Here is a 26,017-nt window from a genome sequence, read left to right as displayed (position 1 = left end):
CGGGACGGCGGCGTCACCCGGCCCTCCGGCGCGCGCGGCCGCGCCGGCCCGCGGCGGGCTCGGGCACCCGCGCGAGCCCGGCGGCCAGCGACCGCAGGGCGACGCGCAGCGGGGAACCGGGCGCCACCTCGGCGAGCGTCCGGCCGGAGGCCAGGGCGGCGTCGGTGGCGCGGCGGTCGGCCGGCAGGAACGCGCGGACCGCGCGGCCGGCGAAGCGCTCGAGCGCGCCCGCGATCTCCTCGCGCGGGTCCCCGGGCACCGGCCCGCGGCGCACCTGGTTGACCACGATCGCCGGCTCCACCTCCGGCAGCAGGTCGCGCAGCTGGCCGAGGGCGCGGATGGTGCGCTGCAGGGCCACCGGGTCGGCGCCGCTGACGCAGAGGACGTCGTCGGCGGACTCGAGCACGGTCACCGTGGCGCCGTTGCGCCGGGGCGCGGCCGTGTCGAAGGACAGCTCCTCGTCCTCCTCGAGGTTGAACGCGCAGTCGACGACGACCAGGTCGGCGGCCCGCCGCGCCTCCGTGAGCACCGCGGCGACCGCAGCGGGCCGCAGCTCGGGCCAGCGGTCGGCGCGCGCCAGCCCGGTCAGCACGGCCAGGTGCGGGCGGACCGACCAGGCCAGCCGGGTGAGCGCGGCGCCGTCGAGCGTGCCGGCCGCGGCCTGCCGCGCCGCCCCGGCCAGGCCCGGCGACTCGTCGAGCAGCCCGAGCACCTGGGCGACCACGCCGCCGTAGACGTCGGCGTCGACCAGCAGCGTGGGGACGCCGAGCCGGGCGGCCTCGTCGGCGAGCCCGACCGCGACGGTGGTCCGGCCGGGCGCGCCGGTCGGTCCCCAGACCGCCACGACCCGGCCGCGCGGGGGCCGCTGTTCCTCCGGGTCCGGTCCGGGCAGCGCCGGGGCGGGCAGCGCCGCGCGCGGGTCGGCCACGTCGCGCCCGGCGGCCGACCCGCCCGCGACGGCGTCCCGCAGCGCGCGCACGACGTCCTCGGCCGGGGCGTCGGCCGGCAGCACCGTCCCCACGCCGAGGGCGCGCAGCCGGTCGCCGGCGCGCTCGTCCGCGGGGTCGGCGAGCCCGACGACGGCGACCCCCGCGGCGGTCAGCCGGGCGACGGCGTCACCGTCGAGCCGGTGCAGGTCGGCCGAGAGCAGTGCGGCCTGGGCGGTGCCGGTGGCCGCGGTGGCCAGCAGGTCCGAGGCGTCGACGCAGCGCCGCACGACGGTGACGCCGTGGTCGGCGCGGTCGAGCGCCCCGACCAGCGCCGCCTCCCACGGCGCGCCGGTGACCGCGGTGACGACCTGCAGCGCCATCAGGCGGCGGGCGCGGCGGGGACACCCGCCGCGGGGTCGACGGCGACCGGCGGGGCCACGGGCTCCACCGGCGCGGGCGCGGGCTGCACCGGTGGGACGGGCACGGGCGCCGGAGCCGGGGCGGGCGCCGAGGTCGCCGGTGCGGGCGAGGAGGTCGGGGCCGGCGAGGAGGTCGGCGTCGGCGAGGAGGTCGGGGCCGACGACGGCGGAGCGGCCGGCGACCGGGACACCGCGGGCGCGCCGGCGTCCTCGACGGAACCGTGCACCACGACCACCAGCGGCCGGCCGCCGATCGCGGCCAGCACGTCGGGCGCCTCGTCGGCGGGCACGCCGAGCACCACCTGCACGGTCGTGGTCGTCGTCGAGAGGACGCCCTCCGCCCGGCCGCTGACCGCCTGCACCGGCGCCGAGCCGACCACGAGCACGACGCCCTCCCCCGTCGTGGTGCCCGCCGGGTCGGTGACGCCGTAGACGTCCACGACCGAGCCGCGGGCCAGGCCCGGCGGCACGTAGCCGGCCTGGACCGGCAGCGCCACCTGCACCAGGTCCTCCGGCTCCTCCAGCACGGTCCGCGGCAGCAGCTCGCCGGCCCGGACCGCCCGGGCGAGGGTCCGGCCCGCGGGGTCGGTGCCGGTGGAGAGGTAGGCGCCGGCGGCGTCGCCGAGCCGGACGTCGACGGCGGCCAGGTCCTCGGGGCCGAGCACGGTGCCCGTGGCGAGGTCGGCGGTCACCGACCACACCGGCACGGTCGCGTCGGCGGCGGTGAGCACGCGGGCGCCCAGCAGCACCGAGCCCAGGACGAGCAGCACGCCGAGCACCAGGCGCAGGTCCAGCCAGCGGGGCGGCCGCACCCGGCGGGGCACCGGCCCGGCCGGGGCCTCCGCGGCGGGACCCGCCGGCACCGTGCGCGTGGCAGCGCTCACCGGGCGCTCCTCCCTCCGCTGGCCGGGGCTCCCCCGGCGGCCCGCCCACCGGCGGGTGTCCGTCCCGACCGGCACGGCGAGGCTCGGTCGGACGCAGATGATGCGGTACGGACGCCGATGCGTGCACCGGTTGTCCACACGTTCGGGTGTGGACGGGAAGCGTGCGGGTGAGTGCGTTCCTGACAGACTGGCGGGGACCGGACGGAGAGCCCCCATGCCCACACCGCGCTTCCTGACCCTCGACGACGTCGCCGAGACGCTCAACGTCTCGTGGTCGCAGGCCTACGCCCTCGTGCGGCGCCGGGAGCTGATCGCCATCCAGATCGGCGGCCGCGGCCAGTGGCGGGTCGAGGTCGACGAGCTCGAGCGCTTCATCCAGCAGAAGTACGCCGAGGCCCGTGCCGGCGCCGTGCCCGCCGCCGACGAGGTCGCGGCCGACGGCGCGGAGACCACCGGGGACGAGGTCCCGGCCGTCGGGGCGCCCGCCCAGGGGCGGCGCCGCACCCGCTGAGCTCAGGCGGCGCCGGGCGCGAGCGTCCGCACCACGGCGACCGCCGAGAGCACCACCGCCCGCACGCCGCGCACCGCGCCGGCCCGGCGGAAGTCGTCGGCCGCGTGCTCGGCGAGCTCCACGAAGTCGGCACCCACCCGGTCCACCGTCCCGGTCAGCACCCCGCCGTCGTCGAGGACGACGGCCACCGCGCTGCGGTCGCGCGCCAGTCCGCGCAACGCCCGGCGCAGGTCCAGCGCGGCCCGGACGGCCGACGGCGGCCCGGCGGCGGCCGTGGTCCGCAGCAGCCCCGACACCGCGACGACGGCCGGCAGCGCCACCAGCACCTCGCGCCCGGAGCCGTCGTCGAGCAGCGCCCAGTCCGGCCCCAGCTCGGCGAGCCGGCCGGCCACCTCCCCCGCCCCGCGGCAGCGCAGCGACACGTGCCCGCCGACCGCGCCGCCGAGCCGGTCCGCCAGCCGCAGAGCCCCGACCTCCGCCCGGGACCGGGACGGGAGCTCCGCCCGCTCCTCCGCCACCGCGGCCTGCTCGAACTCCGCCTGCAGGTCGGCGAACAGCTGCTGCCAGCGCATGCCGGAGAGCCTAGATCCACAAGCACGCTTGCGTTTGATTGCGTTTGCTTGCTTCAGTACGCCGACGTCATCGGGAGGAGGACACATGTCGGCACGTCGACTCGCCGTCACGACGGCGGCCATGGCTGCGCTGGCCGGAGGCCTGCACGCCCTCACCCCGGACCTCGCCGCGCTCCTGCGCAGCGGCGGCGCCCTGCAGGCCCTCGTCGACACCGCCGGACCCGAGGCGCTGCTGCTCGACGCGGTCGCCGTCGCGGCGTGGGCCGTCTGGGCCTGGGGCGCGCTCGGGCTGGTGCTCACCGGGCTGTCGGCGCTGCCCGGCCTGGCCGGCGCGGCCGCCGGCGTCCTCCTGCAGCGGGTGGTGCCGGCGTCCGGGCGGCGGGCCGCGGCGCTCGCCCTCGGCGTCGGCCTGGCCACGGCGCCGGTCCTGAGCGGCTGCGCGGCCGCGGGGCCCGTCGTCGTGGCGACCGCCGGCGCGCCGGGCCCGCTGGCCGTCCCCGACTGGCCGGCACCCGGCGCACCCGCCGTCGCGGTGCCCGACCGGCCCGCGGTACCCGACTGGCCCGCCCCTGCCCCCGGCGAGCACGTCGTGCTGCGCGGGGAGTGCCTGTGGACCATCGCCGCCGCCGACCTGCGCGCCCGCACCGGCGCCGAACCGGCCGACGCCGCGACCGCCGCCGCCGTCGGCCGCTGGTGGGCGGCGAACGCGGCCGTCATCGGCGCCGACCCCGACCTGCTGCTGCCCGGTCAGGTGCTGCGCCCGCCGCCGTGAGGGCCGCATCCCGCCGAACCGTCCGGCCGCTCCCCCGGCCCGCGTCGTCCCCCACCCCGACCCGACCCCGGGAGCTCCCGTGACCGCGCCCACCCAGCCCGCCCCGCCGACCGACGCGCCGCTGCGCACGCTGCGGCTGAGCCTCGTCCCGCCGCTGCACCCGCCGCTGACCGGACCGGCCGTCGCCCTGGTCGACCCCGCGACGCCGCCGCCCCGCCCGCCGCACCGGCCCGGTCCGCGGCCGGCGCCGGAGGGACCCCGCAGCCGCCGGCCGGACCTCTTCGGCCCGGCCTGGTCGGTGCGGGCCGACCTGCCCGACCCCCGCGCCACCGGGCGGCTCCTGTTCACCACCGTGCTCGAGGCGCTGGCCGGCCGCCGACCGCTGTCCCAGGTGCAGCGGCTCGCCTCCCCCGGCGTGCACGCGGCACTCGTCGCCGGACGGCGGCCTGCCTGGTGCGCCGCCGGCACCGCGCCGCTGCTGCTCGGCCCGGTGCACGTGTGCGAGCCGGTCGACGGCGTGGCCGAGGTCAGCGCGGTGGCGCGGCGGGCCGGTCGCGCGCACGCGGTGGCCGCCCGGCTCGAGGGCATCGACGGCCGCTGGCGGTGCACCGCCCTCTCGATCGGCTGACGGTCAGGTGCATGCCCGCGGACGGCGGGCCGCCGCTCCCGGGCGGACCACGAGGACCCAGCGGAGACCGACGAACCGGGCCAGGCCCACGAGGCCGCTGACCGCGATGACCGCGAGCACCGACACCAGCGGAGGGGCGGAGACCGTCCAGGCGTCGACCGCGGCCAGGGTGAGGCTGGAGGTCACCAGCCCGGCGACGGCGATCCCCCCGCCGGCCCACTGCGCCGTCGCCCAGCCGGTCCGGTCGGCGGCGCGGAAGGTCAGCCGGCGGTGCAGCTCGTTGGCGAGGGCCGTCGAGGCGACCACCGCCACGAGGTTGGCCGCCTGGTCACCGAGCCCGGCCAGCGTCAGGAACAGGCCGGCGTAGACGACGTTCGCCGAGCCCCCGACCAGCACGAACCGGACGAACTGCGCGGGCACGCGGTCACCGCGGAGCCGGTCGAGCAGCGTCGGCGCCGACGCCCGCGGCCCCACCCGGTCGGGTGGAGGAGCGAGGACGGTCGCGGGCATGGAGCAAGGCTCCTCGCCTCACGGCCCCCGGCACATCAGGGAAGACCCTCATCGCGCACCTGATCCCGGACGACGGCGCCCCGCCGACCACGGGGGTCGACGGGGCGCCGGGGGTGTGCGGGAGCGGTCAGCGACCGGCCGCCCCGTGGCAGACCTTGTACTTCTTGCCCGAGCCGCAGGGGCACGGCGCGTTGCGGGCCGGCTCCCTGGTCCCGGTGACCGTGGCGGTCTTGGCCGCCTTGGCCGGGCCGCTCTCCTTCGGCGAGGCGTCGAGCGAGGGCGCCGAGTAGCTCAGGTCCTCCTGGCGGCGCGGCTCGTCGAGGCCCTTGACCGCCAGCTGCGGACCGGTGCCCGACGGCGCCGGGGTCTCCGCCTCGGGCGCGGCCGGGGCCGCGGGCCGGGTGCCGCTCTTGCGGGCGGTGGGCCGCCCGGCCGGGGCGCCGGTCGAGCGACGGGCCGCCGGCCCGCCGGACGGCTTGGCCATCGACACGGGCGCGGACCCGTCCCCGTCGGCGGAGGCGGCGGCGGGAGCAGCAGCGCCGTCGGCCGCCGGAGCGGTGGCGCCGTCGGCGGGCGCGGCGGCCGCGCGGGCCGCGGCCTCCTGCGCCGCCCGCTGCCGGGCGAGCACGCGGGCGGTGCCCTCCTGCGCGGCGGCCAGCGCCCTGGCCTCGGCCTCGTCCTGCTGCGCCCTGGCCTCGGCCTCCTGCTGTTCCTTGGTCTTGACCTCCAGGTTGAACAGGAAGCCGACCGACTCCTCCTTGATGCCGTCGAGCATCGCGGTGAACATGTCGTAGCCCTCGCGCTGGTACTCCACGACCGGGTCGCGGTTGGCCATCGCGCGCAGGTGGATGCCGGCCCGCAGGTAGTCCATCTCGTAGAGGTGCTCGCGCCACTTGCGGTCGAGCACGGACAGCAGCACCCGCCGCTCGAGCTCGCGCATGACCTCCGAGCCCAGCGCCGCCTCGCGCTCCTCGTAGGCGCGGTGCACGTCCTCGAGCAGCTCGGTGCGCAGCACGTCGGCGGTCAGCGCGGCCTGCTCGCCGTCGGCGACCCGGTCGATGAGCTCCTGGCGGTCCAGGCCCACCGGGTAGAGCGACTTCAGGCCGGTCCACAGCTGCTCGAGGTCCCAGTCCTCGGCGTAGCCGGTCTCGGTGGCGCCGTCGACGTAGGCGCGGACGACGTCGTCGAGCATGTGCTGCACCTGCTCGTGGAGGTCCTCGCCGTCGAGCACCTTGCGGCGCTCGTCGTAGATGACCGTGCGCTGCCGGTTGAGCACCTCGTCGTACTTGAGGACGTCCTTGCGGACCTCGAAGTTCTGCTGCTCGACCTGCGTCTGCGCCGAGCGGATGGCCCGGGAGACCATCTTCGACTCGATCGGCTGGTCCTCGGGGACCCGCAGCGTGGTCATCATCGACTCGAGCATCGGGCCGTTGAACCGGCGCATGAGGTCGTCGCCGAGGGAGAGGTAGAACCGCGACTCCCCCGGGTCGCCCTGCCGGCCCGACCGGCCGCGCAGCTGGTTGTCGATGCGGCGGCTCTCGTGCCGCTCGGTGCCCAGCACGTAGAGCCCGCCCGCCTCGGCGACCTCCTCGTGCTCGGCCTTCACCTGGTCCTTGGCCGCGGACAGCGCCTCGTCCCAGGCCGCCTCGTACTCCTCCGGGGTCTCCGACGGCGACAGGCCGCGGGCGCGCAGCTCCTCGTCGGCGATGAACTCGGGGTTGCCGCCGAGCTGGATGTCGGTGCCGCGGCCGGCCATGTTGGTGGCCACGGTGACCGCGCCCAGCCGCCCGGCCTGGGCGACGATCGCCGCCTCCCGCGCGTGGTTCTTCGCGTTGAGGACCTCGTGCGGGATGCCGCGGCGCAGCAGCAGCTTCGACAGCACCTCGGACTTCTCGACGCTCGCGGTGCCGACGAGGACCGGCTGGCCCTTCTCGTGCCGGTCGGCGATGTCGTCGATGACCGCGTCGAACTTGGCCTTCTCGGTCTTGTAGACGACGTCGGAGCGGTCCTCGCGGACCATCGGCCGGTTGGTCGGGATCGGGACGACGCCCAGCTTGTAGGTCTGCGAGAGCTCGGCCGCCTCGGTCTGGGCGGTGCCGGTCATCCCGGAGAGCTTGTCGTAGAGCCGGAAGTAGTTCTGCAGCGTGATCGTGGCGAGGGTCTGGTTCTCGTCCTTGATCTGCACCTTCTCCTTGGCCTCGATGGCCTGGTGCATGCCCTCGTTGTAGCGGCGGCCGGCCAGCACGCGGCCGGTGAACTCGTCGACGATCAGCACCTCGCCGTTGCTGACGATGTACTGCTGGTCGCGGTGGAAGAGCTCCTTGGCCTTCAGCGCGTTGTTGAGGTAGCCGATCAGCGGGGTGTTGACCGCCTCGTAGAGGTTGTCGATGCCGAGCTGGTCCTCGACGAACTCGACGCCCTCCTCGGTGACGGCGACCGTCCGCTTGGCCTCCTCCACCTCGTAGTGCTCGTCCCGCTTCATCAGCGGCACGATGCGCGCGAACTCCACGTACCACTTGCCGGCGGACTCGGCCGGGCCGCTGATGATCAGCGGGGTGCGGGCCTCGTCGATGAGGATCGAGTCGACCTCGTCGACGATCGCGAAGTGGTGGCCGCGCTGCACGAGGTCGGCCTTGGACCAGGCCATGTTGTCGCGCAGGTAGTCGAAGCCGAACTCGTTGTTCGTGCCGTAGGTGATGTCGGCGGCGTACTGCTCGCGGCGGTGCGCGGGCTTCTCGCCGGACAGGATCGTGCCCACGCTCAGGCCGAGGAAGCGGTGCACCCGGCCCATCCACTCGGCGTCGCGCTTGGCCAGGTAGTCGTTGACCGTGACCACGTGCACGCCCTCGCCCGTCAGGGCGTTGAGGTAGGCCGGCAGCACGCCGGTCAGGGTCTTGCCCTCACCGGTGCGCATCTCGGCGATGTTGCCCAGGTGCAGCGCGGCGCCGCCCATGAGCTGGACGCGGAAGTGCCGCTGGCCCAGCGTCCGGGTGGCCGCCTCCCGGACGACGGCGAACGCCTCGGGGAGCAGTTGGTCGAGGGTCTCGCCGTCCTCGTACCGCTGCCTGAACTCGTCGGTCTTCGCCCGGAGCTCCGCGTCGGTGAGGTCGGCGACGTCGCCCTCCAGGGACTCGATCGCGTCGGCGATCCGGTCCAGTCGTCGGAGGATCTTGCCCTCACCGGCTCGCAGGATTCTCGAGAACACCACGGCACCAGCGTAGGCGGCCCGGCCAGCACCCCGGGGACGCCGCACGTACCCTCCGCCGGGTGGCCACCGACCCCGCCGCCCTCGGGCCCGGCGCGCTCGCCTTCCTGACCGAGCGCCACCTGGCCACGCTGACCACGCTCCGCGCCGACGGGACCCCGCACGTGGTGCCCGTCGGCGTCACCTACGACCCGGACACCCGCACCGCCCGCGTCATCACCTCCGGCGGCTCGGCCAAGGCCCGGCACGTCCGCGCCGGGCGGTCGCGGGTCGCCGTCTGCCAGGTCGACGGGCGCCGCTGGCTGACCCTCGAGGGGACGGCGGTCGTGCGCGACGACCCGGCCGCGGTGGCCGACGCCGAGGCCCGCTACGCGCGGCGGTACCGGCAGCCGCGGGAGAACCCGGCGCGGGTCGTCGTCGAGATCTCGGTCGACCGCGTCCTCGGCAACGCATGACGATGAGCGGGTGGAGCTCACCGGCATCGACCTGACCACCGAGGTGGTCCGCACCGCCCGGCTGGTCCTGCGGCCGTTCACCCCCGACGACGCCGGCGCCGTGCACCGCGCCACCCAGGACCCGGAGACGCAGCGCTGGATCAGCGCCGCGCCGGTGCCCTACACGCTCGCCGACGCCCGCGCGTGGGTGGACACGGTGGTGCGCCAGCGCGCCGAGGGCACGGGGCTGCCGGTCGTGGCCGAAGCCGACGGGGAGTTCGTCGGCACGGCGGGCCTGCTGTTCGGCGGGCGGCACCTCGGCCCGGAGATCGGCTACTCGGTGGCGCCGTGGGCCCGCCGGCGCGGCTACGCCACCGAGGTCACCGACGGCCTGGCCGGCTGGGCGTTCGCGCACGGGGCACCGCGGGTGCACCTGGTGGTCGACGTGGACAACCCCGCCTCGCATGCGGTGGCGCTGCGGGCCCGGTTCACCCGCGAGGGCGTCGTCCGCTCGGCCCTGCCGCGGCGCGACGGCACCCGCGCCGACGCCGTGCTGTTCGGCCGGCTGGCCGCCGACTGAGGGTCACTCCTCCTCGACGAGCACCACGGCGTTCCCGTCCGGGTCGGCCGTCGTGAGCATCGGCGGTGCGAAGCCGGTGTCGAGCACCTCGCCCGGCGAGCCGCCGGCCGCGATGAGCGCCGCGTGCGAGGCCCGGACGTCGGCCGGCGGCGTAGCGGACGCTGATCGGGATCCCGCCCTCCTCGGTGAGCAGCGCGACGGTGACGGGGCTGCCGGGCGGCGCCACCTCCAGCCAGCGGGCGCCCGGGCCGAGTTCCACGTCACGCACCACCTCGCAGCCCAGCACGTCCCGGTACCAGGCCAGCGCCCGGTCCTGGTCGGCCACGCGCACCGACACGCTCAGCACCCGCTGCACGGTCCTCGTCATGCGGGGCAGACCGGCGGGCCGGCCGTGGCTCATCGGTGCCCGGACACGGTGGAGGGGCCGTGCCGGCACGGCACGGCCCCTCCGGGGGCGGTCAGCGCGGGACGGCGGCGGGCTCGGCCGGTACCGCGACGTGCGCGGACTCCGTGCCCAACGGCGGCTCGACCAGCCGGATGAGGCCGTAGTCGAACGCGTGCCGCCGGTAGACGACGGTCGGCTGGCCGGTGTCGGCGCACTGGAAGAGGAAGAAGTCGTGGCCCACGAGCTCCATCTCGTGCAGGGCCTGGTCGACGGTCATGGGCACGGCCGGGTGGTGCTTCTCCCGCACGATCCGGCCGGGCAGGTGCTCGTCGAGGTCGGTGACGAGGGGCTCCCCGGCGAACTGCTGCTCGACGTCGGGGATGCCGGGCGCCGGGGTCTCCAGCGGCGCGGCGGTGGGGCCGGCGACCCGCACGCTGGGCGGGGTGCGCCGGCCGTGGTGCACGCGGCGGCGGTCGTTCGCCCGCCGCAGCCGGTTGTCGAGCTTGCCGCAGCACATGTCCAGCGCGGCGTAGAAGTCCGGCGCGGCGGCCTCGGCGCGGACCACGGGTCCCTTGCCGCGCAGGGTGATCTCCACGCGCTGGCAGTTGGCGGACTGGCGGGGGTTCTTCTCGTGGAACAGCTCGACGTCGATGCGCGAGAGCTTGCCGTCGAACCGCTCGAGCTGACCGACCTTGTCCTCCACGTGCTGCCGATAGTGCTCAGGCACTTCGACGTTGCGGCCACGGACCACGATCTCCATCAGACCTCCCGGTCATCGGGTGTGATCGATGCAACGCTAGTCGCTGTCACGTGGGCCGGACAGTCGATCAGCGGGACACCCGGGAAGCCCCCGCGGAGCCGTCCGCGAAGCGCCCAGGTGACGCCGCGTGGACCGGCCGGGGACCGGTACGGGGCGTCGCGGCGACCACGGCGGCCAGCACCGGCGTGTCGCCGTCCGGGCGTGTCGCGGCCAGCGCGGCGGCCGCCTCGGTGAGCGTCGCGCCGCTGGTGACGACGTCGTCGACGACCACGAGCACCGCCCCGGGCGGGAGCCGGGCCGGGCGGACGGCGAAGGTGCCGGCGAGGTTGGCCCGCCGCTGCGCCACCGACAGCCCCGCGGAGTCCCGCACCCGCCCGGCCCGGGCCAGCAGCCGGACGCACCCGGCGGGCACCCCCGCGGCGCGCAGGTCGGCGACGGCGGCCGCGGCCAGCTCCCGCACGCAGTCGCGGCCGCGCGCCCGCAGCGCCGCCCGGGTCGGCGGCACCGGGACCAGCAGCACCGGCCGGCCGGGCAGCAGCACCGCGTGCACGCCGGCGGCCAGCGCCAGTGCCGCGCCGAGCGGGCCGGCGAGCTCCGCGCGGCCGTGCTCCTTGAACGCCGCGACCGCGGGGCGGACCGGCCCGGCGTAGGCGCCGGCGGCCACGGTGGGCGGCATGCCCGGCGGGAGCCGGCGCGGCGTCGCCTCCCGCGGTGCGCCGAGCAGGGCTGCGCACCGCCGGCACAGCGCCGGGCCGGGCACGCCGCAGCCGGCGCAGGTGCGCGGGAGCACGAGGTCCACGAGGCTGCCCGCGAGCGCAGCGACGGGACCTCCCACCGCCCCAGCCTGCGGCTCCGGGCCCCCCGGCACCCGGCTCCGACCGCATCTGTGGAGAGCGGCCCCTCTGCAGGCAGAAGGACCGCGTCCTCCTCCCCGCTCGCGAGCTCGCGGCGAGCCTCAGGACGAGGCCTGGCGCGAGCCTGCCAGTGGCGGGGGGCGAGGGGTCCTCCCGCTACACGGGGTAGAAGGGCTCGGTGCCCGGCACCGGCTCCTGGCCGCGCAGCAGCGTCACCCAGGTGCCGCCGACCAGCAGCCACATCGTCCCGCCGGCGCTGACCAGCGGCAGCTGCCCGGGCGCCGCCGCCAGCGCCGTCGGCGCGCTGGGCAGGCCGGCGGTGGGCACCGTGGCCAGCCCCCACCCGTCGACGCCGACGACGTAGGGCACCACGCCCTCCTCGCCGTCGGCGAGCACCATCAGGCTGCCGGCGGTGCGCCAGCCGACGTCGACCACGGCGGTCAGCGACGGCGCCACCTCGCGCAGGTCGCGCAGCGCCACCTGGCCCTCGTCGGAGCGCACGACCGTGCCGACCAGCAGCACGGCGCCGTCCCCGCGGGTGACCACGACGGCGGCGCGGACGCCGTCGGGCGAGAGCTGCAGCGCCGTCGCCCGGCCCTGTCCGGGCAGGGTCGGGGCGTTCACCGGCTGCGGCTGCCCGGACGCCGGCACCCGGACGACGGTGCTCTCGTCGCGGACCACCCAGAACTCCGCCCGGGTGGCCGCGACCGTCGGCACCGACAGCCGGCCGGCGCCGGTGATCACCGGGGCCAGGCCCTGGCCGTAGCTGCCCGCCAGCAGTGACGCGCTCCCCCCGCTCGCCGAGACGCCGGCCATCGCCGTCAGGGCGCTGGTGCGCGGGTCCGCGGACACCGCCGCGCCGGTCAGCCCGTAGGCGCCCTCGCCGGCCGGCCCGGGCGCCGGCTGCCCGTCGACGGTCATCAGCCGGCCGCCGTCGAGGTAGTGGCCGGAGGCGTCGGCGGGCACCGAGTCCGGGCTGTAGGAGGCCCAGTCGTCGGTGCGCTGGACGGTGGGGACGCCGTCGATGGCGACCGGCTCGCCGTTGGTGGTGACCTCCACCGAGTTGGTGCCCTCGAGCTGGTCCAGCGTCCACACCAGCTGGGCGGACAGCTGGGCCAGCTGGTTGGGCGCGAGGTCGTCGAGGCCGGCGAGGTCGACGGTGACCGTCCCCCCGGAGACGGTCACCGCGCGGGTCAGCGTCACCCCGCCCAGCGCGTTGCCGACGCCGGCGGCCAGGGCCGGCGAGGGGCCCTCGACCAGCCGCTGCACCAGCGTCGTCGGCTGGGCCTCGCCGGAGATGAGGTACCGCGGGTCGGGCACCACGCGGGCGCCGGTCGGGTCGACGAAGTAGACGGCGAGGTCGTCGTAGAGGCGCTCGAAGTCGGGGACGAGCATGACCAGGCCGTCCGGCGGGTTGGTGATCCGCCACCCGCCGTCCACCTCGGCCAGCGTGAACTCGCGGGTGAACACCGTGTCGTCGGGCGCGGTGAAGACGCCGCGCGGGTCGACGGTGCCGACCAGGTCGCCGGTCATGACGACGGTGCCCGAGCCGGTGGTCACCGTCGCGTAGTCCGGGCCCACCAGGGTGATGCCGGCCTCGTCGGACCAGGTCGCGCCCGCCTCGGGGGTCAGGTGCTCGACGGCGACGGGGTGGCCGTTGACGGTGCTCGCGGCGGCGTCGATGAAGCCGCGGACGATCTCCTCCGGCGGCGCCCCGGCGCGCGGGCCGAGCGGCTCGATGCCGACGTCGCCGGTGGGCCGGGCCTGGGCGTCGGTGATCGCCTGCGGCGCGGAGCCGGTGGGCACGGTCGAGCACGCGGCGAGCAGCCCCACCAGCAGGGCGACCAGCGCGGCCGGCACCCGCCTCACCGCCGCTCCCCCGGCCGGCGGACGATCGTCGGCCGCAGCGGCAGCGGCGAGCTGGTGAGGTCGGCGCCGGCCACCAGCGGGACGGTGAGCCGGAACTGCGCGCCCAGGCCCGGCTGGCCCCACACCTGCAGCCAGCCGCCGTGCAGCCGGGCGTCCTCGAGGCTGATCGACAGGCCCAGCCCGCTGCCGCCGACGGTGCGCACCCGCGAGGGGTCAGCCCGCCAGAACCGGTCGAAGACGTGCGCGGCCTCGGCCGAGGACAGCCCGACACCGTGGTCGCGGACGGTGACCGCCGCTGCCGTCCGGTTGGCCGCCAGCGTCACCTCGATCGGCTGCCCGCTGCCGTGCTCGACGGCGTTGCCGACCAGGTTGCGCAGGATCCGCTCGACCCGCCGCGCGTCGACCTCGGCGATCACCGGGTCGGCCGGGCCGGTGACCCGCAGCTCGCAGCCGTGCCGCTCGGCCAGCGAGGACATCCCGTCGGCCACCCGGCCGACCAGCGCGCCGAGGTCGGTGGGCGCCCAGTCGAGGACGGCGGCGCCGGCGTCGTAGCGGCTGATCTCCAGCAGGTCCGACAGCAGCCGCTCGAACCGGTCGAGCTCCTCGTGCAGCAGCTCGGCCGACCGCGCCACGTGCGGCGGGAAGTCCCCGCGCGACTCGTGCAGCACGTCGGCGGCCATCTGCACCGTGGTCAGGGGGGTGCGCAGCTCGTGGCTGACGTCGGAGGTGAACCGCTGCTGCAGCTGGGACAGCCCCTCGAGCTGGGTGATCTGCCGCTGCAGGCTGTCGGCCATCGCGTTGAAGCTGGTGGCCAGCCGGGCCAGGTCGTCCTCGCCGCGGACGGCCATCCGCTCCTCGAGCTGGCCCTCGGCCAGCCGCTGCGCGGTGCCGGCGGCGCGGCGCACCGGGTCGACGACCAGCCGGGTGACGAGCACGCCGATCCCGGCCACGAACAGGGTGAGCGCGATGCCGCTGATCGCCACGGTGCTGCGGATCAGCGACAGCGTCTCCTGCTCCTGGTCGAGCGGGAACGCGTAGTACAGCTCGATCGCCTCGGAGGAGGAGACGTCGCCGGGGACGGGCACCCCCACCAGCAGCGTGGGCTGCGGCTCGCCGGTGTCGTCGGGGACGAGCGCGTACTGCGTGTACTGGCCGCCGCCCTGCACGCCCGCGCGCAGGTCGTCGGGCAGCGCCGGGTAGACGCCGGGCCGGCTGATCGCGGGCGGCCGCTCGGCGTTGCCGGTGCGGTAGACCATGACGACGTCGAAGTCGCCGGCCGAGCCGCCGCGGGTGAGCAGCCCGTTCACGGTGCGGCCCAGGGTGGCGCGGACGCTGGCGGCGTCGCCGGCGGCGATGCCCACCACCTCCGACCGGGCGTAGACGACGCCGGCCTGGGCCTGGTCGATCGCGGCCTGCTCCTTGACCGACAGCAGCTGGGTCCGGATCTGGCTGAACAGCACCAGGCTGACGATCACCACGACCGTGCCGGCCACGACCATCGTGATCGCGCCGATGCGCACGTGCAGCGACCGCCGCCAGGCGGTGACCGCCCGCCCGGCCAGCCGGCGGGCGCGGATCCGCGCCCGGACCGCCCGGCGGCGCAGCCCGCGGCGCAGCGCGGGCAGGTCGGCCGGCCGCCGCCGGGGCGCGCGGACCGCGGCCGGGCGCGCCGGCGCGGGGGCGTCGGTGTCGCCGTCGTCCGCCGGTGCGGCCGGTGCGCGCTCGGTGGTGCTCACGGGATCACGGGGGGCCGGCCTTGTAGCCGACGCCGCGGACGGTCAGGACGATCTCCGGCTTCTCCGGGTCGCGCTCGATCTTGGCCCGCAGCCGCTGCACGTGGACGTTGACCAGCCGGGTGTCGGCGGCGTGCCGGTAGCCCCACACCTGCTCGAGCAGCAGCTCGCGGGTGAACACCTGGCGCGGCTTGCGGGCCAGGGCGACCAGCAGGTCGAACTCCAGCGGGGTCAGCGGGATCGGCGAGCCGTCCCGGGTGACCTGGTGCGCCGGGACGTCGATGTGCACGTCGCCGATGGACAGCGTCTCGGCCTGGCCGGTCTCGCCGCGGCGCAGCTGGGCGCGCACCCGGGCGACGAGCTCGACGGGCTTGAACGGCTTGGTGACGTAGTCGTCGGCGCCGGCCTCGAGTCCCTGGACGACGTCGATGGTGTCGCCCTTGGCGGTGAGCATGACGATCGGGACGGTCGACTGGCTGCGGATGTCCTGGGCGATCTGCAGGCCGTTGCGGCCGGGCAGCATGAGGTCGAGCAGGACGATGTCGGGCCGGGTCTGCTGGAAGACCGACAGCGCCCGGTTGCCGTCGGAGACGAAGGCGGGGTCGTAGCCCTCGCGCCGCAGGACGATGCCGAGCATCTCGGCGAGGGCGGCGTCGTCGTCGACGACCAGGACGCGGCCGCGACTGGGCCCGTTGTTCGCTGCGGTCGGAGGCACGTGACCATTCTGCGACGTCACGGCCGGATAACGGTGGCGCCGGACCGAATCACCGGTCCGGCGCCACCATCCGTCCCATCCTCCCCTGCCCGAAGGGCGAGGTGAGGGGATGGAACGGCCCCTCTGCAGGGCCCCGCGCCGAGCCTGCGAGGCGTGGGGGGCAGAGGGGTCCTTCCTCAGTAGCGGTAGTGCTCGCTCTTGAACGGGCCCTCGACCGGCACGCCGATGTAGTCGGCCTGCACCTTGGTGAGCTCGGTGAGCTTCACGCCGAGCGCGTCGAGGTGCAGCCGGGCCACGTGCTCGTCGAGCTTCTTGGGCAGCACGGTGACGGTGGGGGTCTCGCCCTCGTAGGCGGCGCGGTTGCCCCACAGCTCGATCTGGGCGAGCACCTGGTTGGAGAACGAGGCGCTCATGACGAAGCTGGGGTGCCCGGTGGCGTTGCCCAGGTTCAGCAGCCGGCCCTCGGAGAGCACGATGATCGTGTGGCCGTCGGCGAACCGCCACTCGTCGACCTGCGGCTTGATCTGCGTCCGCTCGATGCCCGGGGTGCGGGCGAGGCCGGCCATGTCGATCTCGTTGTCGAAGTGGCCGATGTTGCCGACGATCGCCTGGTGCTTGGTCCGCCCGAGCTGCTCGGCGGTGATGATGTCGCGGTTGCCGGTGGCCGTGATGATGATGTCGGCCCTGCCGATGACCTCGTCGAGGGTGGTCACCTCGTAGCCGTGCATCGCCGCCTGCAGGGCGTTGATCGGGTCGATCTCGGTGACGATCACCCGGGCGCCCTGGCCGCGCAGCGACTCCGCGCAGCCCTTGCCGACGTCGCCGTAGCCGCACACCACGGCCACCTTGCCGCCGATCATGACGTCGGTGGCGCGGTTGATGCCGTCGATGAGCGAGTGCCGGCAGCCGTAGAGGTTGTCGAACTTGCTCTTGGTGACCGAGTCGTTGACGTTGATCGCCGGGAAGAGCAGCCGGCCGTCGCGGGCGAGCTCGTACAGCCGCATGACGCCGGTGGTGGTCTCCTCGGTGACGCCCTTGATGCCCTGCCCGATGCGGGTCCAGTAGCCGGCGTCGGTGGCCAGGCCGTCGCGCAGCGCGGCGAGGATGACGCCGTACTCCTCGGAGTCGGCCTCGGTCGTCTCCGGGACGGCGCCGTCGGCCTCGAAGCGGGTGCCCAGGTGCACCAGCAGGGTGGCGTCGCCGCCGTCGTCGAGGAGCATGTTCGGGCCGACGACGTCGCCGTTCTCGTCGCGGAACTCGAACAGCCGCTGGGTGCACCACCAGTAGTCCTCGAGGGTCTCGCCCTTCCAGGCGAAGACCGGGACGCCGGCGGGCTGCTCGGCGGTGCCCTCGGGGCCGACGACGATCGCGGCGGCGGCGTGGTCCTGGGTGGAGAAGATGTTGCAGGAGACCCAGCGGACGTCGGCGCCGAGCGCGACCAGGGTCTCGATGAGGACGGCGGTCTGCACGGTCATGTGCAGCGACCCGGCGATGCGGGCGCCGGCCAGCGGCTGCTCGTCGCCGTACTCGGCGCGCAGCGCCATGAGGCCGGGCATCTCGTGCTCGGCGAGCTGGATCTCCTTGCGGCCGAACGGCGCCAGGGAGAGGTCGGCGACCTTGAAGTCACCGTCGGACAGCGTGCGGGTGCCGGTTGAGGCGGTCATGTCGCTCCAGGGTCGAGGGCCCCGCCGGAGCGGCGGGGACTCGGGGTCACTGAGATGAGCGAGCATGCCGAGGCTTCGGCGGGGCTCGTGCCGTCGTCCAGCCTAACGCAGCGGGCCCGGCGGGCTCAGCCCTCGCAGCCGACGCCGTCGCCGTCGCCGTCCAGGGACGGGTTCCAGCCGGGGTCGCCCTCGCGGAGGGGGGCCGCGCCCGCGGCGCGCACCGCGGCGCAGTCGGGATAGGGCGTCGCCGGCGCCGGCGGCGCGCTCTCCGGCGCCTCCTGGCCCGGCAGCGGGCCGCGCCCGGGCAGCGGCTCGTCCGGGCAGGCGTCCAGCACGCCGGCGACGGCGTCCCGCTCGGCGCGGGTCATCCACAGCCCGTAGGTCACCTTCACCGCGACCTGCCGGGCCACGTACGCGCACCGGTAGGACCGGGCGGGCGGCAGCCACGTGGCGGCGTCGGAGTCGCCCTTGGCCTGGTTGAGCGGCCCGTCGACGGCGAGCAGGTTGAGCGGGTCGTTGGCGAACTCGGTGCGGCGGTCGGCGTCCCACTGCTGGGCGCCCTTCTGCCAGGCGTCGGACAGCGCGACGACGTGGTCGATCTGCACCGCGTCGCTGGTCCCCTCGCCGCGGCGGAACGCGATGGTGCGGCCGGAGTAGGGGTCGGTGAGGGTGCCGCTGACGACGACGCAGTCGCGGGTGCCCGGCTCGAAGCGCTCCCCGGTGAGGTCGCGGGCGAGGACGTCGTTGCGGGTGTCGCAGCCGTTGTGGTCGGTGTCGACCCAGCCGTCGCCGAACTCGTCGCGGGAGTAGCCGGTCTGCGGCGCGCGGCCGCGGACCTCGACGGAGTCGAGCGCCTCGAGGGCGCTGCCGGCGGACGGGACGGCGGGCGGGTCGCCGAGCAGGGCGGTGCACCCGGACCCCAGCGCGGCCACCAAGCCCAGCGCCAGCGCCGCCCGCAGCGGGGCGGGTCGCGGCGGGGCCGGTCGGAGGTGCACGACCGACGCTACGTCCGCGGCCGCGCTGCCGGGGGCCGCGACACGCGCCGCGGGTCCGTCAGCGCAGGTTCGTGGTCGCCCGGTAGAGCACCGCGGGGCCGCGGGCGGTGACCGGGGCCCCGGCCGGCACGAACGCCGACCGGCCCCTGGTCAGCCGGACCTCGCCGCCCGCGGACTCGAGGACCGCCTCCCCCTCGGTGCACAGCAGGACCTGCGGGCCGCGGGTGCTCAGGGAGCCGGCCAGCTCGTCGAGCTGGCAGCGGGTGAGGTCGAAGTCGTCGACCGGCACCGGGTAGCGCAGCCCGCCGGGACCGAGCACCGGGTGCAGCACCGGGATCTTGCCGTCGGAGAAGTCGAGCACCTCGATGAGCGCCGCGAGGTCGACGTGCTTGTTCGTCAGCCCGCCGCGCAGCACGTTGTCGGAGCTGGCCATGACCTCGACGCCGGCCCCGGACAGGTAGGCGTGCAGGTTGCCCGCCGGCAGGAAGACCGCCTCGCCGGGGGCGAGCTTGAGGTGGTTGCACATCAGCGAGATGACCACGCCGGAGTCGCCCGGGTACTCCTCGGCCAGGGTCGTGGCCCACCGGTAGGTGTTGATGAACTCCGGGTCGTGCGCGGCGACGAACTCCGCCGCCTTGTGCGCGACGACCTCCACCAGGTGCGAGCGCCGCTTGCCCGACAGCGCCAGCAGCTGCGGGATCGCCGCCTGTAGCCCGCCACGGGCCAGCGCCGCGATGGTCGGCTTGAGCTCGGGCAGCTGCAGCTTGGCCAGGCAGTGCAGCGACTCCTCGACCGGCCGGAAGCCGCACAGCGCCTCGAAGGTGGTCAGCGCGAGCAGCAGCTCCGGCTTGTGCCACGGGTCCTTGAAGGTGCGGGTCGGGTCGTCCTTCGGGACCCCGGCCGCCTCCTCCGCGGCGAAGCCGGCCCGCGCCTGCGCCATCGTCGGGTGGGCCTGCAGCGACAGCGGGCTGTCGGCGGCCAGCACCTTCATGAGGAACGGCAGCCGCGGCCCGAAGCGCTCGTGCACCGCGGGCCCGAGCAGGGCGTCGGGCTGCTCCGCGATCGCCTCGTCCAGCGGCGTGCCGTCCGAGAGCACGCTGGGCTGGTCGGGGTGCCCGCCCATCCAGAGCTCCGCGTAGGGCTGCTCGGCCGGGACGGTCTCGCCCAGCAGTTCGGGGATGACGGTCCGGCTACCCCAGGGGTAGTGCCGGACCGCACTGGTCAGCTGCCACATCACCGGGGAGGCTACTGCCGGGTAGCGCTCCTGTCCGGCACTCCGGCGCCGCGGATCCCCTCTCCTCCCCCGGAGGGGGTGCCCCGGCTCAGTGGGCGGCGGCCCCGTCCGCGGCCGGCGTCTTCTTCCGGTGGAACAGCAGGGTCACGACGGCGACGACCACCGCGCCGACGACCAGGCCGACGAGGGCGCTGGCGAACGTGTTGACCAGCCACCCCACGACCCCGCCCAGGGCGCCGGTCGCCTCGTGCGCCGCCTCCTCCAGGTGGTGCACCGCGCCGTAGACGGCGTGCAGCCCGAGCTCGTCGCTGCCCACCAGCAGGATGTGCCCGCCGACCCACAGCATCGCGACGGTCCCGACGACGGTGAGCCCGGTGAGCAGCTTCGGCATGCCCCGGACCAGCCCGCGGCCGAGGCCGGCCACGCCCTTCTTCCCCGACCGGGACAGCTGCAGGCCGGCGTCGTCCATCTTCACGATGAGCGCGACGACGCCGTAGACGAGGACGGTGATGGCCACGCCGACGACGGCGAGGATGGCCAGCCGCGACCAGAAGCCCTCGCCGGCCACCTCGTTCAGCGAGATGACCATGATCTCGGCCGACAGGATGAGATCGGTGCGGACGGCGCCGCGGACCAGGGTGTCCTCGTCCGGCGGCTGTCCCTCGGCGTCGCCGTGCGCGGCAGAGTGGCCGCGCAGCCGGTGCCAGATCTTCTCGGTGCCCTCGTAGCAGAGGTAGGCGCCGCCGAGCATGAGGATCGGCGTGAGCAGCCACGGCAGGAACTCGCTGAGCAGCAGGATCGCGGGCAGGATGATCAGCAGCTTGTTGCGCAGCGACCCGATCGCGATGCGCTTGACGATCGGGACCTCGCGCTCGGCGGCGATGCCCTGCACGTACTGCGGGGTCACCGCGGTGTCGTCGACGACGACGCCGGCGGCCTTGACGCCGGCCTTGGCGGCGGCGGCCCCGACGTCGTCGATGGAGGCGGCCGCGGCGCGGGCCAGCAGTGCCACGTCGTCGAACAGGGCTACGAGTCCACCGGCCACGGGAGGTCCTTCCAGTCGGTCAGCAGTCGGGTGCGCTCACGGTCGATCGCGATCCGGTACCCCGGACCGGCCGCCCGGACACGGGCCGATCCGGTCTCAGCGCCGCAGCGCCCGCTCCTGGTCCAGCGCCAGCGCCAGGTAGACGGCGGTGAAGTCGGCCACCGCCATCTGCCGCGCCAGGCGGGGCAGCCGGCCGTGGCGCTCGGGCTCGCCGTGCTCGGCCAGCCCGCTCACCGGCACGTTGTTGGCCGCCGCGGTGCGCAGCACCTCGCTCATCGCCTCGTGCGCCGAGCGGGGCTCCCGCTCGCCGGCGCCGTCGTGGTCGGCGGCGTCGGTGTCGCGGATGGTGAGCAGCCGCAGCCGGCGGCCGGTGTCCTCGGCGCGGTCGCGGAAGAAGTCGTCGACGTCGCGCGGGGCCAGCGGACCGCCGAGCACCGCGCAGGCGGCGACGCGCTGGTCGGGCAGCCGGAACCCGCTGGTCGGCAGGCCGGCGAGGGTGGCCAGCTGGTCGGCGAAGCGGGCGGCCGCGGTGCCGGCCAGCGGCCCCTCGGCGGCGATGACCGGGAAGGCGTCGAGCAGCTCCAGGGCGAGGGTCTTGGCCGGGTTGGTGAATGACTCGCGCGCGGGTCCGCACTCGGCGGCGACCTCGTCGAGGGCCGCGGCGATCGCCTCGGGGTCGGCGGCCTCGGGCCGCAGCAGCCCGAGGTCGGTGGCCAGCCGCAGCAGCGGGGTGAGCAGCGACCACAGGGTGGTGTGCCGCACCCGCGAGCGCGGCAGCGGCACGTAGGGCATCCGCGCGGTGGAGCAGGCCGCCCGCAGCGGGGCGTCGTCGGCGCCGATGCCCAGCAGGGTCACCCCGCGCCGGGCCGCCTCGTAGGCCGGGGTCACCGCGTAGCGGCCGGCACCGGTCCGGGTGGCGACGACGGCGATGTCGGTCGGGCCGGTCCACACCGGCAGGTCCGGGCCGGGGACGACGTCGACGGTGACCGGGCTGGCCGGGCCGAGCAGCGCCCGCAGCACCGATGCCGCCACCGCCCCCTCGCGCCGGGCGACGATCACCAGCCCGCGCGGGCGGCCGCCCTCGGTGACCCGGCCCAGCCCGGCCTCCTCGGTCAGCCGGGCGGTCTCGCGCACCTGCGCCCCGGCGCCGGCGACGGCCGGCAGCAGGCCGCGCGGGTCGCGGGCGCGCAGCACGTCGAGGTCGTCGAGGACCTCCTCGGCCAGCTCGGGCGAGGTCATCGGCCCGCCGTCCCCCCGCCGCCGCGGGTGCGCGCCTCGTCGAGCAGCAGCACCGGGATGCCGTCCCGCACGGGGAAGGCCCGGTCGCACGTCGGGCACACCAGCTCGCCCGCCGCCTCGTCGACGGTCAGCGGGCTGTGGTGGGTGTCCGGGCAGGCGAGGACCTCCAGCAGCAGCGGGTCCAGTCCCAGCGGTCCCTGCGTCGCCCCCTGCGTCATGCGCGCACCATCCCCAGCACCCGGTCCCTGAGCCGTTCCATCCGCGCCCGGTCGGGCGCCTCGACGTTGAGCCGCAGCAGCGGCTCGGTGTTGCTGGCCCGCAGGTTGAACCACGAGCCGTCCGGCAGGTCGACGGTCAGCCCGTCGAGCTCGTCGACCGTGGCGCCGTCGGCCTCGAACGCCTCCCGGACCACCTTCGACCGCTCCGCGGCGTCGGCCACGGTGGAGTTGATCTCACCGGAGGCGGCGTAACGGCTGTAGGCGGCGGTCAGCTCCGACAGCGGCCGGCTCTGCTCGCCGAGCGCGGCCAGCACGTGCATCGCGGCGAGCATCCCGGTGTCGGCGCGCCAGAAGTCGCGGAAGTAGTAGTGCGCGGAGTGCTCGCCGCCGAACACCGCGTCGGTGCGGGCCATCTCGGCCTTGATGAACGAGTGCCCGACCCGCGTGCGCACCGGGGTGCCGCCGTGCTCGCGGACGATCTCGGGCACCGCCCGCGAGGTGATCAGGTTGTGGATCACCGTCGTCCCCCGGCCCTTCGCCAGCTCGCGGACGGCGACCAGCGCGGTGATCGCCGAGGGGCTCACCGGCTCGCCGCGCTCGTCGACGACGAACACCCGGTCGGCGTCACCGTCGAAGGCCAGGCCGATGTCGGCGCCCTCGCGGCGGACCGCCTCCTGCAGGTCGACCAGGTTGGCCGGGTCCAGCGGGTTGGCCTCGTGGTTGGGGAAGGTGCCGTCGAGCTCGAAGTACAGCGGGACGACGTCGAGCGGCAGCCCGGCCAGGACGACCGGGACGGTGTGCCCGCCCATGCCGTTGCCCGCGTCGACGACGACCCTGAGCGGGCGGCTCCGGGACAGGTCGACCAGCGACCGCAGGTACGAGGCGTAGTCGGGCAGCAGGTCCCGCCGGCCGATCTCGGCGACACGGTCGGGCACGCGGTCGTAGGAGTCGCGCTCGGCCCACTCGCGGATCGTGACCAGCCCGGACTCCTGCCCCACCGGGGCGGCGCCGGCGCGGCAGAGCTTGATGCCGTTGTACTGCGCCGGGTTGTGGCTGGCGGTGAACATCGCGCCGGGCACGTCCAGCGAGCCGGCGGCGAAGTAGAGCAGGTCGGTGGAGCCCAGGCCCGCCTCGAGGACGTCGACGCCGCGGGACAGGACGCCCTCGGCGAAGGCCCGGGACAGCGGCACCGAGGACGGGCGCATGTCGTGCGCGGTGACGACGGCGGTCGCGCCGCTCTCGGTGGTGACGAACTCGGCGAAGGCGGCGCCGATGCGCCGCGCGACGTCCTCGTCCCACTGGTCGGGGACCACGCCCCGGACGTCATAGGCCTTGATGATCGCCGACAGGTCCGTCACTGCCCACCCTCGCCTGGACTGGCCGGGTGCTGCCCCCGGTCGGGCCGACCCTATAAGGACCCCGTCCTCCTCACGCCTCGCACGTTCGGCGTGAGCCTCCGGACGGGGCCGATGGTGGCAGCGGAGTCCTTGGTCAGTCCAGGTCGGGGAGGACGCGCAGGTGGCCGCGGCGGGTGCCGCGGCCGTCGTCGGCCGGGGCGCGCGGCGGCTCGGGGCGGGCCGCCTCGCGGACGGCGTCGGCCAGCGCGAGCAGGTCGTCCCCGGTCGGGCCGGAGTCCTCGACGTCGATCTCGTGCCGGACGACCTCCCAGCCGCGCGGCACGGTCAGCCGCTCGGCGTGGAACTCGCAGAGGTCGTAGCTGTGCGGCTCGGAGAACGTGGCCAACGGACCGACGACGGCGGTCGACTCGGCGTAGACGTAGGTCAGTGTCGCCGCCGCCGGTTGCGCGCAGCCGCTGCGACTGCAGCGGCGTGACTGCCTCACCACCGGTTCCTCACGCTGGGCACAGTAACCGCGTACCCAGGAAGTCGGCGACAGGCACACCGGACCGGCGCCCCTCCGTTCCCATCCAACCCGACGTCCCCGCGCGCCCCGTCAGCGGGGCACGGCCATGTCCCGCTGCCCCGCCCCCGCGAAGCGCCGTACGCTCGCCCCGCCATGAGCCGACCCGTCCGTCCCGACCGCTCCCGGCCCGCCCGGTCCCGCCGCGACCGGCACGGCCGGGGCCTGCGGGGCCGCCTCGTCCCCGACGAGGTCCCCCTCGCGCGCAGCCGCGCCGAGCAGTTCGACGACCTGGTGCTCGACGCGGTCGAGGACCTCGAGCGCCGCTGGGAGCGGGAGCTGGCCGGGGTGGAGTTCGCCGTCGAGGACGTGCCCTGGGTCGACCACACCAGCCCCGACGAGGTGGTGCTCGACCCCGACGTCCTCGACGACGGCACGGTGCCGCTGGCGCGGGTGCTGCCGGCGCACCGCGAGGACGGGCGGGAGGTGCCGGCGCGGATCGTCGTCTACCGGCGGCCGCTGGAGATCCGGGCGCACGACCGCGACGACCTCGCCGACCTCGTGCGCGACGTCGTCGTCGACCAGGTGGCGGTGCTGCTCGGCCGCGACCCGGAGGAGATCGACCCCACCGGCTGACGAAGGACCCCCTCGTCCCCCACCGCTCGCAGGCTCGCGGCGGGCCCCTGCGAGGGGGCCGTTCCATCACGTCGCGACCGGGCTGCCGAGCTCGGCGGCCATCGCGCGGGCCTCGGTGAGGCGGGCGCGGGCGAAGGCGGTGTCCAGGCCGTCGCCGCGGTCGGCGCGGGTCAACCGCGCCGCCAGCTGCTCGAGGGCGACGGCGTGCCACAGCAGCCCGACGTCGGGCTCCTCCCAGCCGGCGGTGCGGGACAGCACCACCTCCCCCACCTGCGCCCGGTCCTGCGCGTCGGGCGTGGTGGCCCACAGCGTGAGCAGGTCGCGGTGGCGGGGCGCGGCCCGCACCCCGGACCACTCGAGGACCACCAGCCGCCCGTCCTCGTCGGGACCGCCGGAGTCGACGACGACGTTGGCGGCGCGCAGGTCGCCGTGCGCCACCTCGGACAGCGGCAGCTGCGCGGCGGCCGCGCGCACCGCCCGCAGCTCGCCCAGGCGCACGCCGCCGCGCACGAGCCGGGAGGCGTCCTCGACGGTGGCCCGGGCGCGGCGCAGCGACCGGCCGGCCGGCGGCTCCCACGGCTGCCCGGCCGGCGCGGGCAGCGGCGCGATCCGCACCGCCGCCTCGACCGCGGCGGCGGTCCAGCGCGGCCCGCCGGAGGGGGCGGGGTGGACGCGGCGGGACAGCAGCCACCGGCCGTCGTCGGCCGCGGCGACCACCTCGGGGACGCCGACCTGCCGCTCCTCGGCCCACCGCCGGCCGCGCAGCTCGGCCTGCAGCCGGCCCCGGCCGCTCTCGGTGACGGCGAGGTCGAGCACCCGGTCGGCGAGCACGCCCTGCACCAGGCCCACCCGCGCGGACAGGTCGGTGACGGCGAGGACCGGGTCGGACACCCCCAGCTCGGCGAGCAGGGCGACCACCCGGTCTCGGGCCGCCGACGCCGACGCCGTCGCTCCCGGGTTCTCGGCCACGCCGGGATCGTGTCAGGCGCCCCGGCGTGCCGCACGGGATCGCCCGGGGCGGGCCCCTGGGATGCTCAGGGGGATGGACTTCCCTGCGCCGGTCGCTCCTTGGGTCGTGCTCGGCGTGGCCCTGGTGGCGCTGGCGGCGGTCGTCGCGGGGCTGGCGCTGAGCCGGCGGGGGGCGCCGGCCCGGCCGCAGCCGGCGGAGGAGCCTCCGCCGCCGGAGCGGCCGCCCGGCCCGCACTGGGCGGTCGACGACCTGCCCGGGTTCCTCGAGGCGCCCCCGGGCACCCCGGCCCCGGGGGGGGGGGGGGGGGGGGGGGGGGGGGGGGGGGGGGGGGGGGGGGGGGGGGGGGGGGGCGGGCGCGGGGGGGCGCGGGGGTCCGCGGGGGGCGCGGGGGGGGGG

General features: G+C 76.3%; 26 protein-coding genes. 6 read left to right on the top strand and 20 right to left on the bottom strand.

The features are described from left to right. Positions 1-13: 13 nt before the first annotated feature. Both ACI8AA_RS18155 and ACI8AA_RS18150 read right to left on the bottom strand, forming a co-directional pair. Positions 14-1,309, bottom strand: a complete 1,296-nt coding sequence (locus ACI8AA_RS18155) for an AAA family ATPase (RefSeq protein WP_457045789.1) — start codon at positions 1,307-1,309, stop codon at positions 14-16. Continuing rightward, positions 1,309-2,232 carry an SAF domain-containing protein gene (locus ACI8AA_RS18150; RefSeq protein WP_457045788.1) on the bottom strand — a complete coding sequence of 308 codons (924 nt, stop codon included), beginning with the start codon at positions 2,230-2,232 and terminating at the stop codon, positions 1,309-1,311. The genes ACI8AA_RS18155 and ACI8AA_RS18150 overlap by 1 nt, the downstream gene beginning before the upstream one ends. A 214-nt stretch (positions 2,233-2,446) precedes the next feature. Here ACI8AA_RS18150 and ACI8AA_RS18145 point away from each other — a divergent pair, with 214 nt between their 5' ends. Next, positions 2,447-2,743: a helix-turn-helix domain-containing protein gene (locus ACI8AA_RS18145; RefSeq protein WP_457045787.1), complete on the top strand. Its 297-nt coding sequence runs from the start codon at positions 2,447-2,449 to the stop codon at positions 2,741-2,743. Positions 2,744-2,745: 2 nt separating this feature from the next. Here ACI8AA_RS18145 and ACI8AA_RS18140 read toward each other — a convergent pair whose 3' ends face one another. Further along, on the bottom strand, positions 2,746-3,315 hold the full coding sequence (locus ACI8AA_RS18140; RefSeq protein WP_457045786.1) for a hypothetical protein: 570 nt from the start codon (positions 3,313-3,315) through the stop codon (positions 2,746-2,748). A gap of 85 nt (positions 3,316-3,400) precedes the next feature. Between ACI8AA_RS18140 and ACI8AA_RS18135 the strand changes: the two genes are divergently transcribed. Both ACI8AA_RS18135 and ACI8AA_RS18130 read left to right on the top strand, forming a co-directional pair. Beyond that, on the top strand, positions 3,401-4,087 hold the full coding sequence (locus tag ACI8AA_RS18135) for a hypothetical protein (protein WP_457045785.1): 687 nt from the start codon (positions 3,401-3,403) through the stop codon (positions 4,085-4,087). Between the two features lie 79 nt (positions 4,088-4,166). Beyond that, positions 4,167-4,715, top strand: a complete 549-nt coding sequence (locus tag ACI8AA_RS18130) for an Rv3235 family protein (RefSeq protein ID WP_457045784.1) — start codon at positions 4,167-4,169, stop codon at positions 4,713-4,715. A 3-nt stretch (positions 4,716-4,718) separates the two neighbouring features. On the opposite strand, the gene ACI8AA_RS18125 is transcribed toward ACI8AA_RS18130, so the two are convergent. Beyond that, positions 4,719-5,225, bottom strand: coding sequence for a GtrA family protein (locus ACI8AA_RS18125; RefSeq protein WP_457045783.1), 507 nt, complete (start codon positions 5,223-5,225; stop codon positions 4,719-4,721). 127 nt (positions 5,226-5,352) lie between these two features. Next, entirely contained in the window at positions 5,353-8,433 is a 3,081-nt protein-coding gene (gene secA, locus ACI8AA_RS18120; protein WP_457045782.1) for a preprotein translocase subunit SecA, read from the bottom strand. 59 nt (positions 8,434-8,492) lie between these two features. Between secA and ACI8AA_RS18115 the strand changes: the two genes are divergently transcribed. Continuing rightward, positions 8,493-8,885, top strand: coding sequence for a pyridoxamine 5'-phosphate oxidase family protein (locus ACI8AA_RS18115; RefSeq protein WP_457045781.1), 393 nt, complete (start codon positions 8,493-8,495; stop codon positions 8,883-8,885). Positions 8,886-8,895: 10 nt separating this feature from the next. Then, positions 8,896-9,444: a GNAT family N-acetyltransferase gene (locus tag ACI8AA_RS18110; protein WP_457045780.1), complete on the top strand. Its 549-nt coding sequence runs from the start codon at positions 8,896-8,898 to the stop codon at positions 9,442-9,444. On the opposite strand, the gene ACI8AA_RS18105 is transcribed toward ACI8AA_RS18110, so the two are convergent. From ACI8AA_RS18105 to ACI8AA_RS18040, 14 genes are all read right to left on the bottom strand, one after another. Next, a complete protein-coding gene (locus ACI8AA_RS18105; protein ID WP_457045779.1) occupies positions 9,353-9,811 on the bottom strand; it encodes a VOC family protein in 459 nt (152 codons plus the stop codon). The genes ACI8AA_RS18110 and ACI8AA_RS18105 overlap by 92 nt on opposite strands. A gap of 91 nt (positions 9,812-9,902) precedes the next feature. Further along, a complete protein-coding gene (gene hpf / locus ACI8AA_RS18100; protein ID WP_457045778.1) occupies positions 9,903-10,589 on the bottom strand; it encodes a ribosome hibernation-promoting factor, HPF/YfiA family in 687 nt (228 codons plus the stop codon). Between the two features lie 67 nt (positions 10,590-10,656). Next, complete coding sequence (locus tag ACI8AA_RS18095) at positions 10,657-11,424, bottom strand: ComF family protein (RefSeq protein WP_457045777.1); 768 nt, start codon at positions 11,422-11,424, stop codon at positions 10,657-10,659. A 175-nt stretch (positions 11,425-11,599) separates the two neighbouring features. Then, positions 11,600-13,312, bottom strand: a complete 1,713-nt coding sequence (locus ACI8AA_RS18090; protein WP_457045776.1) for an LpqB family beta-propeller domain-containing protein — start codon at positions 13,310-13,312, stop codon at positions 11,600-11,602. Further along, positions 13,309-15,048, bottom strand: coding sequence for an MtrAB system histidine kinase MtrB (mtrB, locus tag ACI8AA_RS18085; protein WP_457045775.1), 1,740 nt, complete (start codon positions 15,046-15,048; stop codon positions 13,309-13,311). The genes ACI8AA_RS18090 and mtrB overlap by 4 nt, the downstream gene beginning before the upstream one ends. A gap of 4 nt (positions 15,049-15,052) precedes the next feature. Beyond that, positions 15,053-15,760 carry an MtrAB system response regulator MtrA gene (gene mtrA / locus ACI8AA_RS18080; RefSeq protein WP_387991509.1) on the bottom strand — a complete coding sequence of 236 codons (708 nt, stop codon included), beginning with the start codon at positions 15,758-15,760 and terminating at the stop codon, positions 15,053-15,055. Between the two features lie 176 nt (positions 15,761-15,936). Then, positions 15,937-17,424 (bottom strand): adenosylhomocysteinase, encoded by a 1,488-nt coding sequence (ahcY, locus tag ACI8AA_RS18075; RefSeq protein ID WP_457045774.1) that lies wholly within the window; start codon positions 17,422-17,424, stop codon positions 15,937-15,939. Between the two features lie 125 nt (positions 17,425-17,549). Further along, positions 17,550-18,419 (bottom strand): GmrSD restriction endonuclease domain-containing protein, encoded by an 870-nt coding sequence (locus ACI8AA_RS18070; protein ID WP_457045773.1) that lies wholly within the window; start codon positions 18,417-18,419, stop codon positions 17,550-17,552. Between the two features lie 58 nt (positions 18,420-18,477). After that, complete coding sequence (gene manA, locus ACI8AA_RS18065) at positions 18,478-19,653, bottom strand: mannose-6-phosphate isomerase, class I (protein ID WP_457045772.1); 1,176 nt, start codon at positions 19,651-19,653, stop codon at positions 18,478-18,480. 88 nt (positions 19,654-19,741) lie between these two features. Further along, positions 19,742-20,698 (bottom strand): DUF808 domain-containing protein, encoded by a 957-nt coding sequence (locus ACI8AA_RS18060; protein ID WP_457045771.1) that lies wholly within the window; start codon positions 20,696-20,698, stop codon positions 19,742-19,744. A gap of 96 nt (positions 20,699-20,794) precedes the next feature. Next, positions 20,795-21,937: an SIS domain-containing protein gene (locus tag ACI8AA_RS18055; RefSeq protein ID WP_457045770.1), complete on the bottom strand. Its 1,143-nt coding sequence runs from the start codon at positions 21,935-21,937 to the stop codon at positions 20,795-20,797. Then, positions 21,934-22,155 carry a Trm112 family protein gene (locus ACI8AA_RS18050; RefSeq protein WP_457045769.1) on the bottom strand — a complete coding sequence of 74 codons (222 nt, stop codon included), beginning with the start codon at positions 22,153-22,155 and terminating at the stop codon, positions 21,934-21,936. The genes ACI8AA_RS18055 and ACI8AA_RS18050 overlap by 4 nt, the downstream gene beginning before the upstream one ends. Further along, positions 22,152-23,513, bottom strand: coding sequence for a phosphomannomutase/phosphoglucomutase (locus ACI8AA_RS18045; protein WP_457045768.1), 1,362 nt, complete (start codon positions 23,511-23,513; stop codon positions 22,152-22,154). The genes ACI8AA_RS18050 and ACI8AA_RS18045 overlap by 4 nt, the downstream gene beginning before the upstream one ends. A 133-nt stretch (positions 23,514-23,646) precedes the next feature. Next, positions 23,647-23,997 (bottom strand): DUF3499 domain-containing protein, encoded by a 351-nt coding sequence (locus ACI8AA_RS18040; protein ID WP_089402638.1) that lies wholly within the window; start codon positions 23,995-23,997, stop codon positions 23,647-23,649. Positions 23,998-24,171: 174 nt separating this feature from the next. Here ACI8AA_RS18040 and ACI8AA_RS18035 point away from each other — a divergent pair, with 174 nt between their 5' ends. After that, complete coding sequence (locus ACI8AA_RS18035) at positions 24,172-24,651, top strand: metallopeptidase family protein (protein ID WP_387991485.1); 480 nt, start codon at positions 24,172-24,174, stop codon at positions 24,649-24,651. 66 nt (positions 24,652-24,717) lie between these two features. Here the strand turns inward: ACI8AA_RS18035 and ACI8AA_RS18030 are convergent, their stop codons facing one another. Continuing rightward, positions 24,718-25,620 (bottom strand): hypothetical protein, encoded by a 903-nt coding sequence (locus ACI8AA_RS18030; protein ID WP_457045767.1) that lies wholly within the window; start codon positions 25,618-25,620, stop codon positions 24,718-24,720. Positions 25,621-26,017: the final 397 nt, after the last annotated feature.

Source organism: Geodermatophilus sp. SYSU D01180 (genome assembly GCF_054050415.1).
This window is presented reverse-complemented; position numbering and strand designations above follow the sequence as displayed.

Bases quoted from the DNA above. Each gene is read 5' to 3' on its own strand.
- manA (WP_457045772.1), bottom strand. From the start codon at position 19,653: ATGTGGCAGCTGACCAGTGCGGTCCGGCACTACCCCTGGGGTAGCCGG.
- ACI8AA_RS18155 (WP_457045789.1), bottom strand. From the start codon at position 1,309: ATGGCGCTGCAGGTCGTCACCGCGGTCACCGGCGCGCCGTGGGAGGCG.
- ACI8AA_RS18105 (WP_457045779.1), bottom strand. From the start codon at position 9,811: ATGACGAGGACCGTGCAGCGGGTGCTGAGCGTGTCGGTGCGCGTGGCC.
- ACI8AA_RS18035 (WP_387991485.1), top strand. From the start codon at position 24,172: ATGAGCCGACCCGTCCGTCCCGACCGCTCCCGGCCCGCCCGGTCCCGC.
- ACI8AA_RS18055 (WP_457045770.1), bottom strand. From the start codon at position 21,937: ATGACCTCGCCCGAGCTGGCCGAGGAGGTCCTCGACGACCTCGACGTG.
- ACI8AA_RS18140 (WP_457045786.1), bottom strand. From the start codon at position 3,315: ATGCGCTGGCAGCAGCTGTTCGCCGACCTGCAGGCGGAGTTCGAGCAG.
- ACI8AA_RS18050 (WP_457045769.1), bottom strand. From the start codon at position 22,155: ATGACGCAGGGGGCGACGCAGGGACCGCTGGGACTGGACCCGCTGCTG.
- ACI8AA_RS18145 (WP_457045787.1), top strand. From the start codon at position 2,447: ATGCCCACACCGCGCTTCCTGACCCTCGACGACGTCGCCGAGACGCTC.
- ahcY (WP_457045774.1), bottom strand. From the start codon at position 17,424: ATGACCGCCTCAACCGGCACCCGCACGCTGTCCGACGGTGACTTCAAG.
- ACI8AA_RS18135 (WP_457045785.1), top strand. From the start codon at position 3,401: ATGTCGGCACGTCGACTCGCCGTCACGACGGCGGCCATGGCTGCGCTG.
- ACI8AA_RS18125 (WP_457045783.1), bottom strand. From the start codon at position 5,225: ATGCCCGCGACCGTCCTCGCTCCTCCACCCGACCGGGTGGGGCCGCGG.
- hpf (WP_457045778.1), bottom strand. From the start codon at position 10,589: ATGGAGATCGTGGTCCGTGGCCGCAACGTCGAAGTGCCTGAGCACTAT.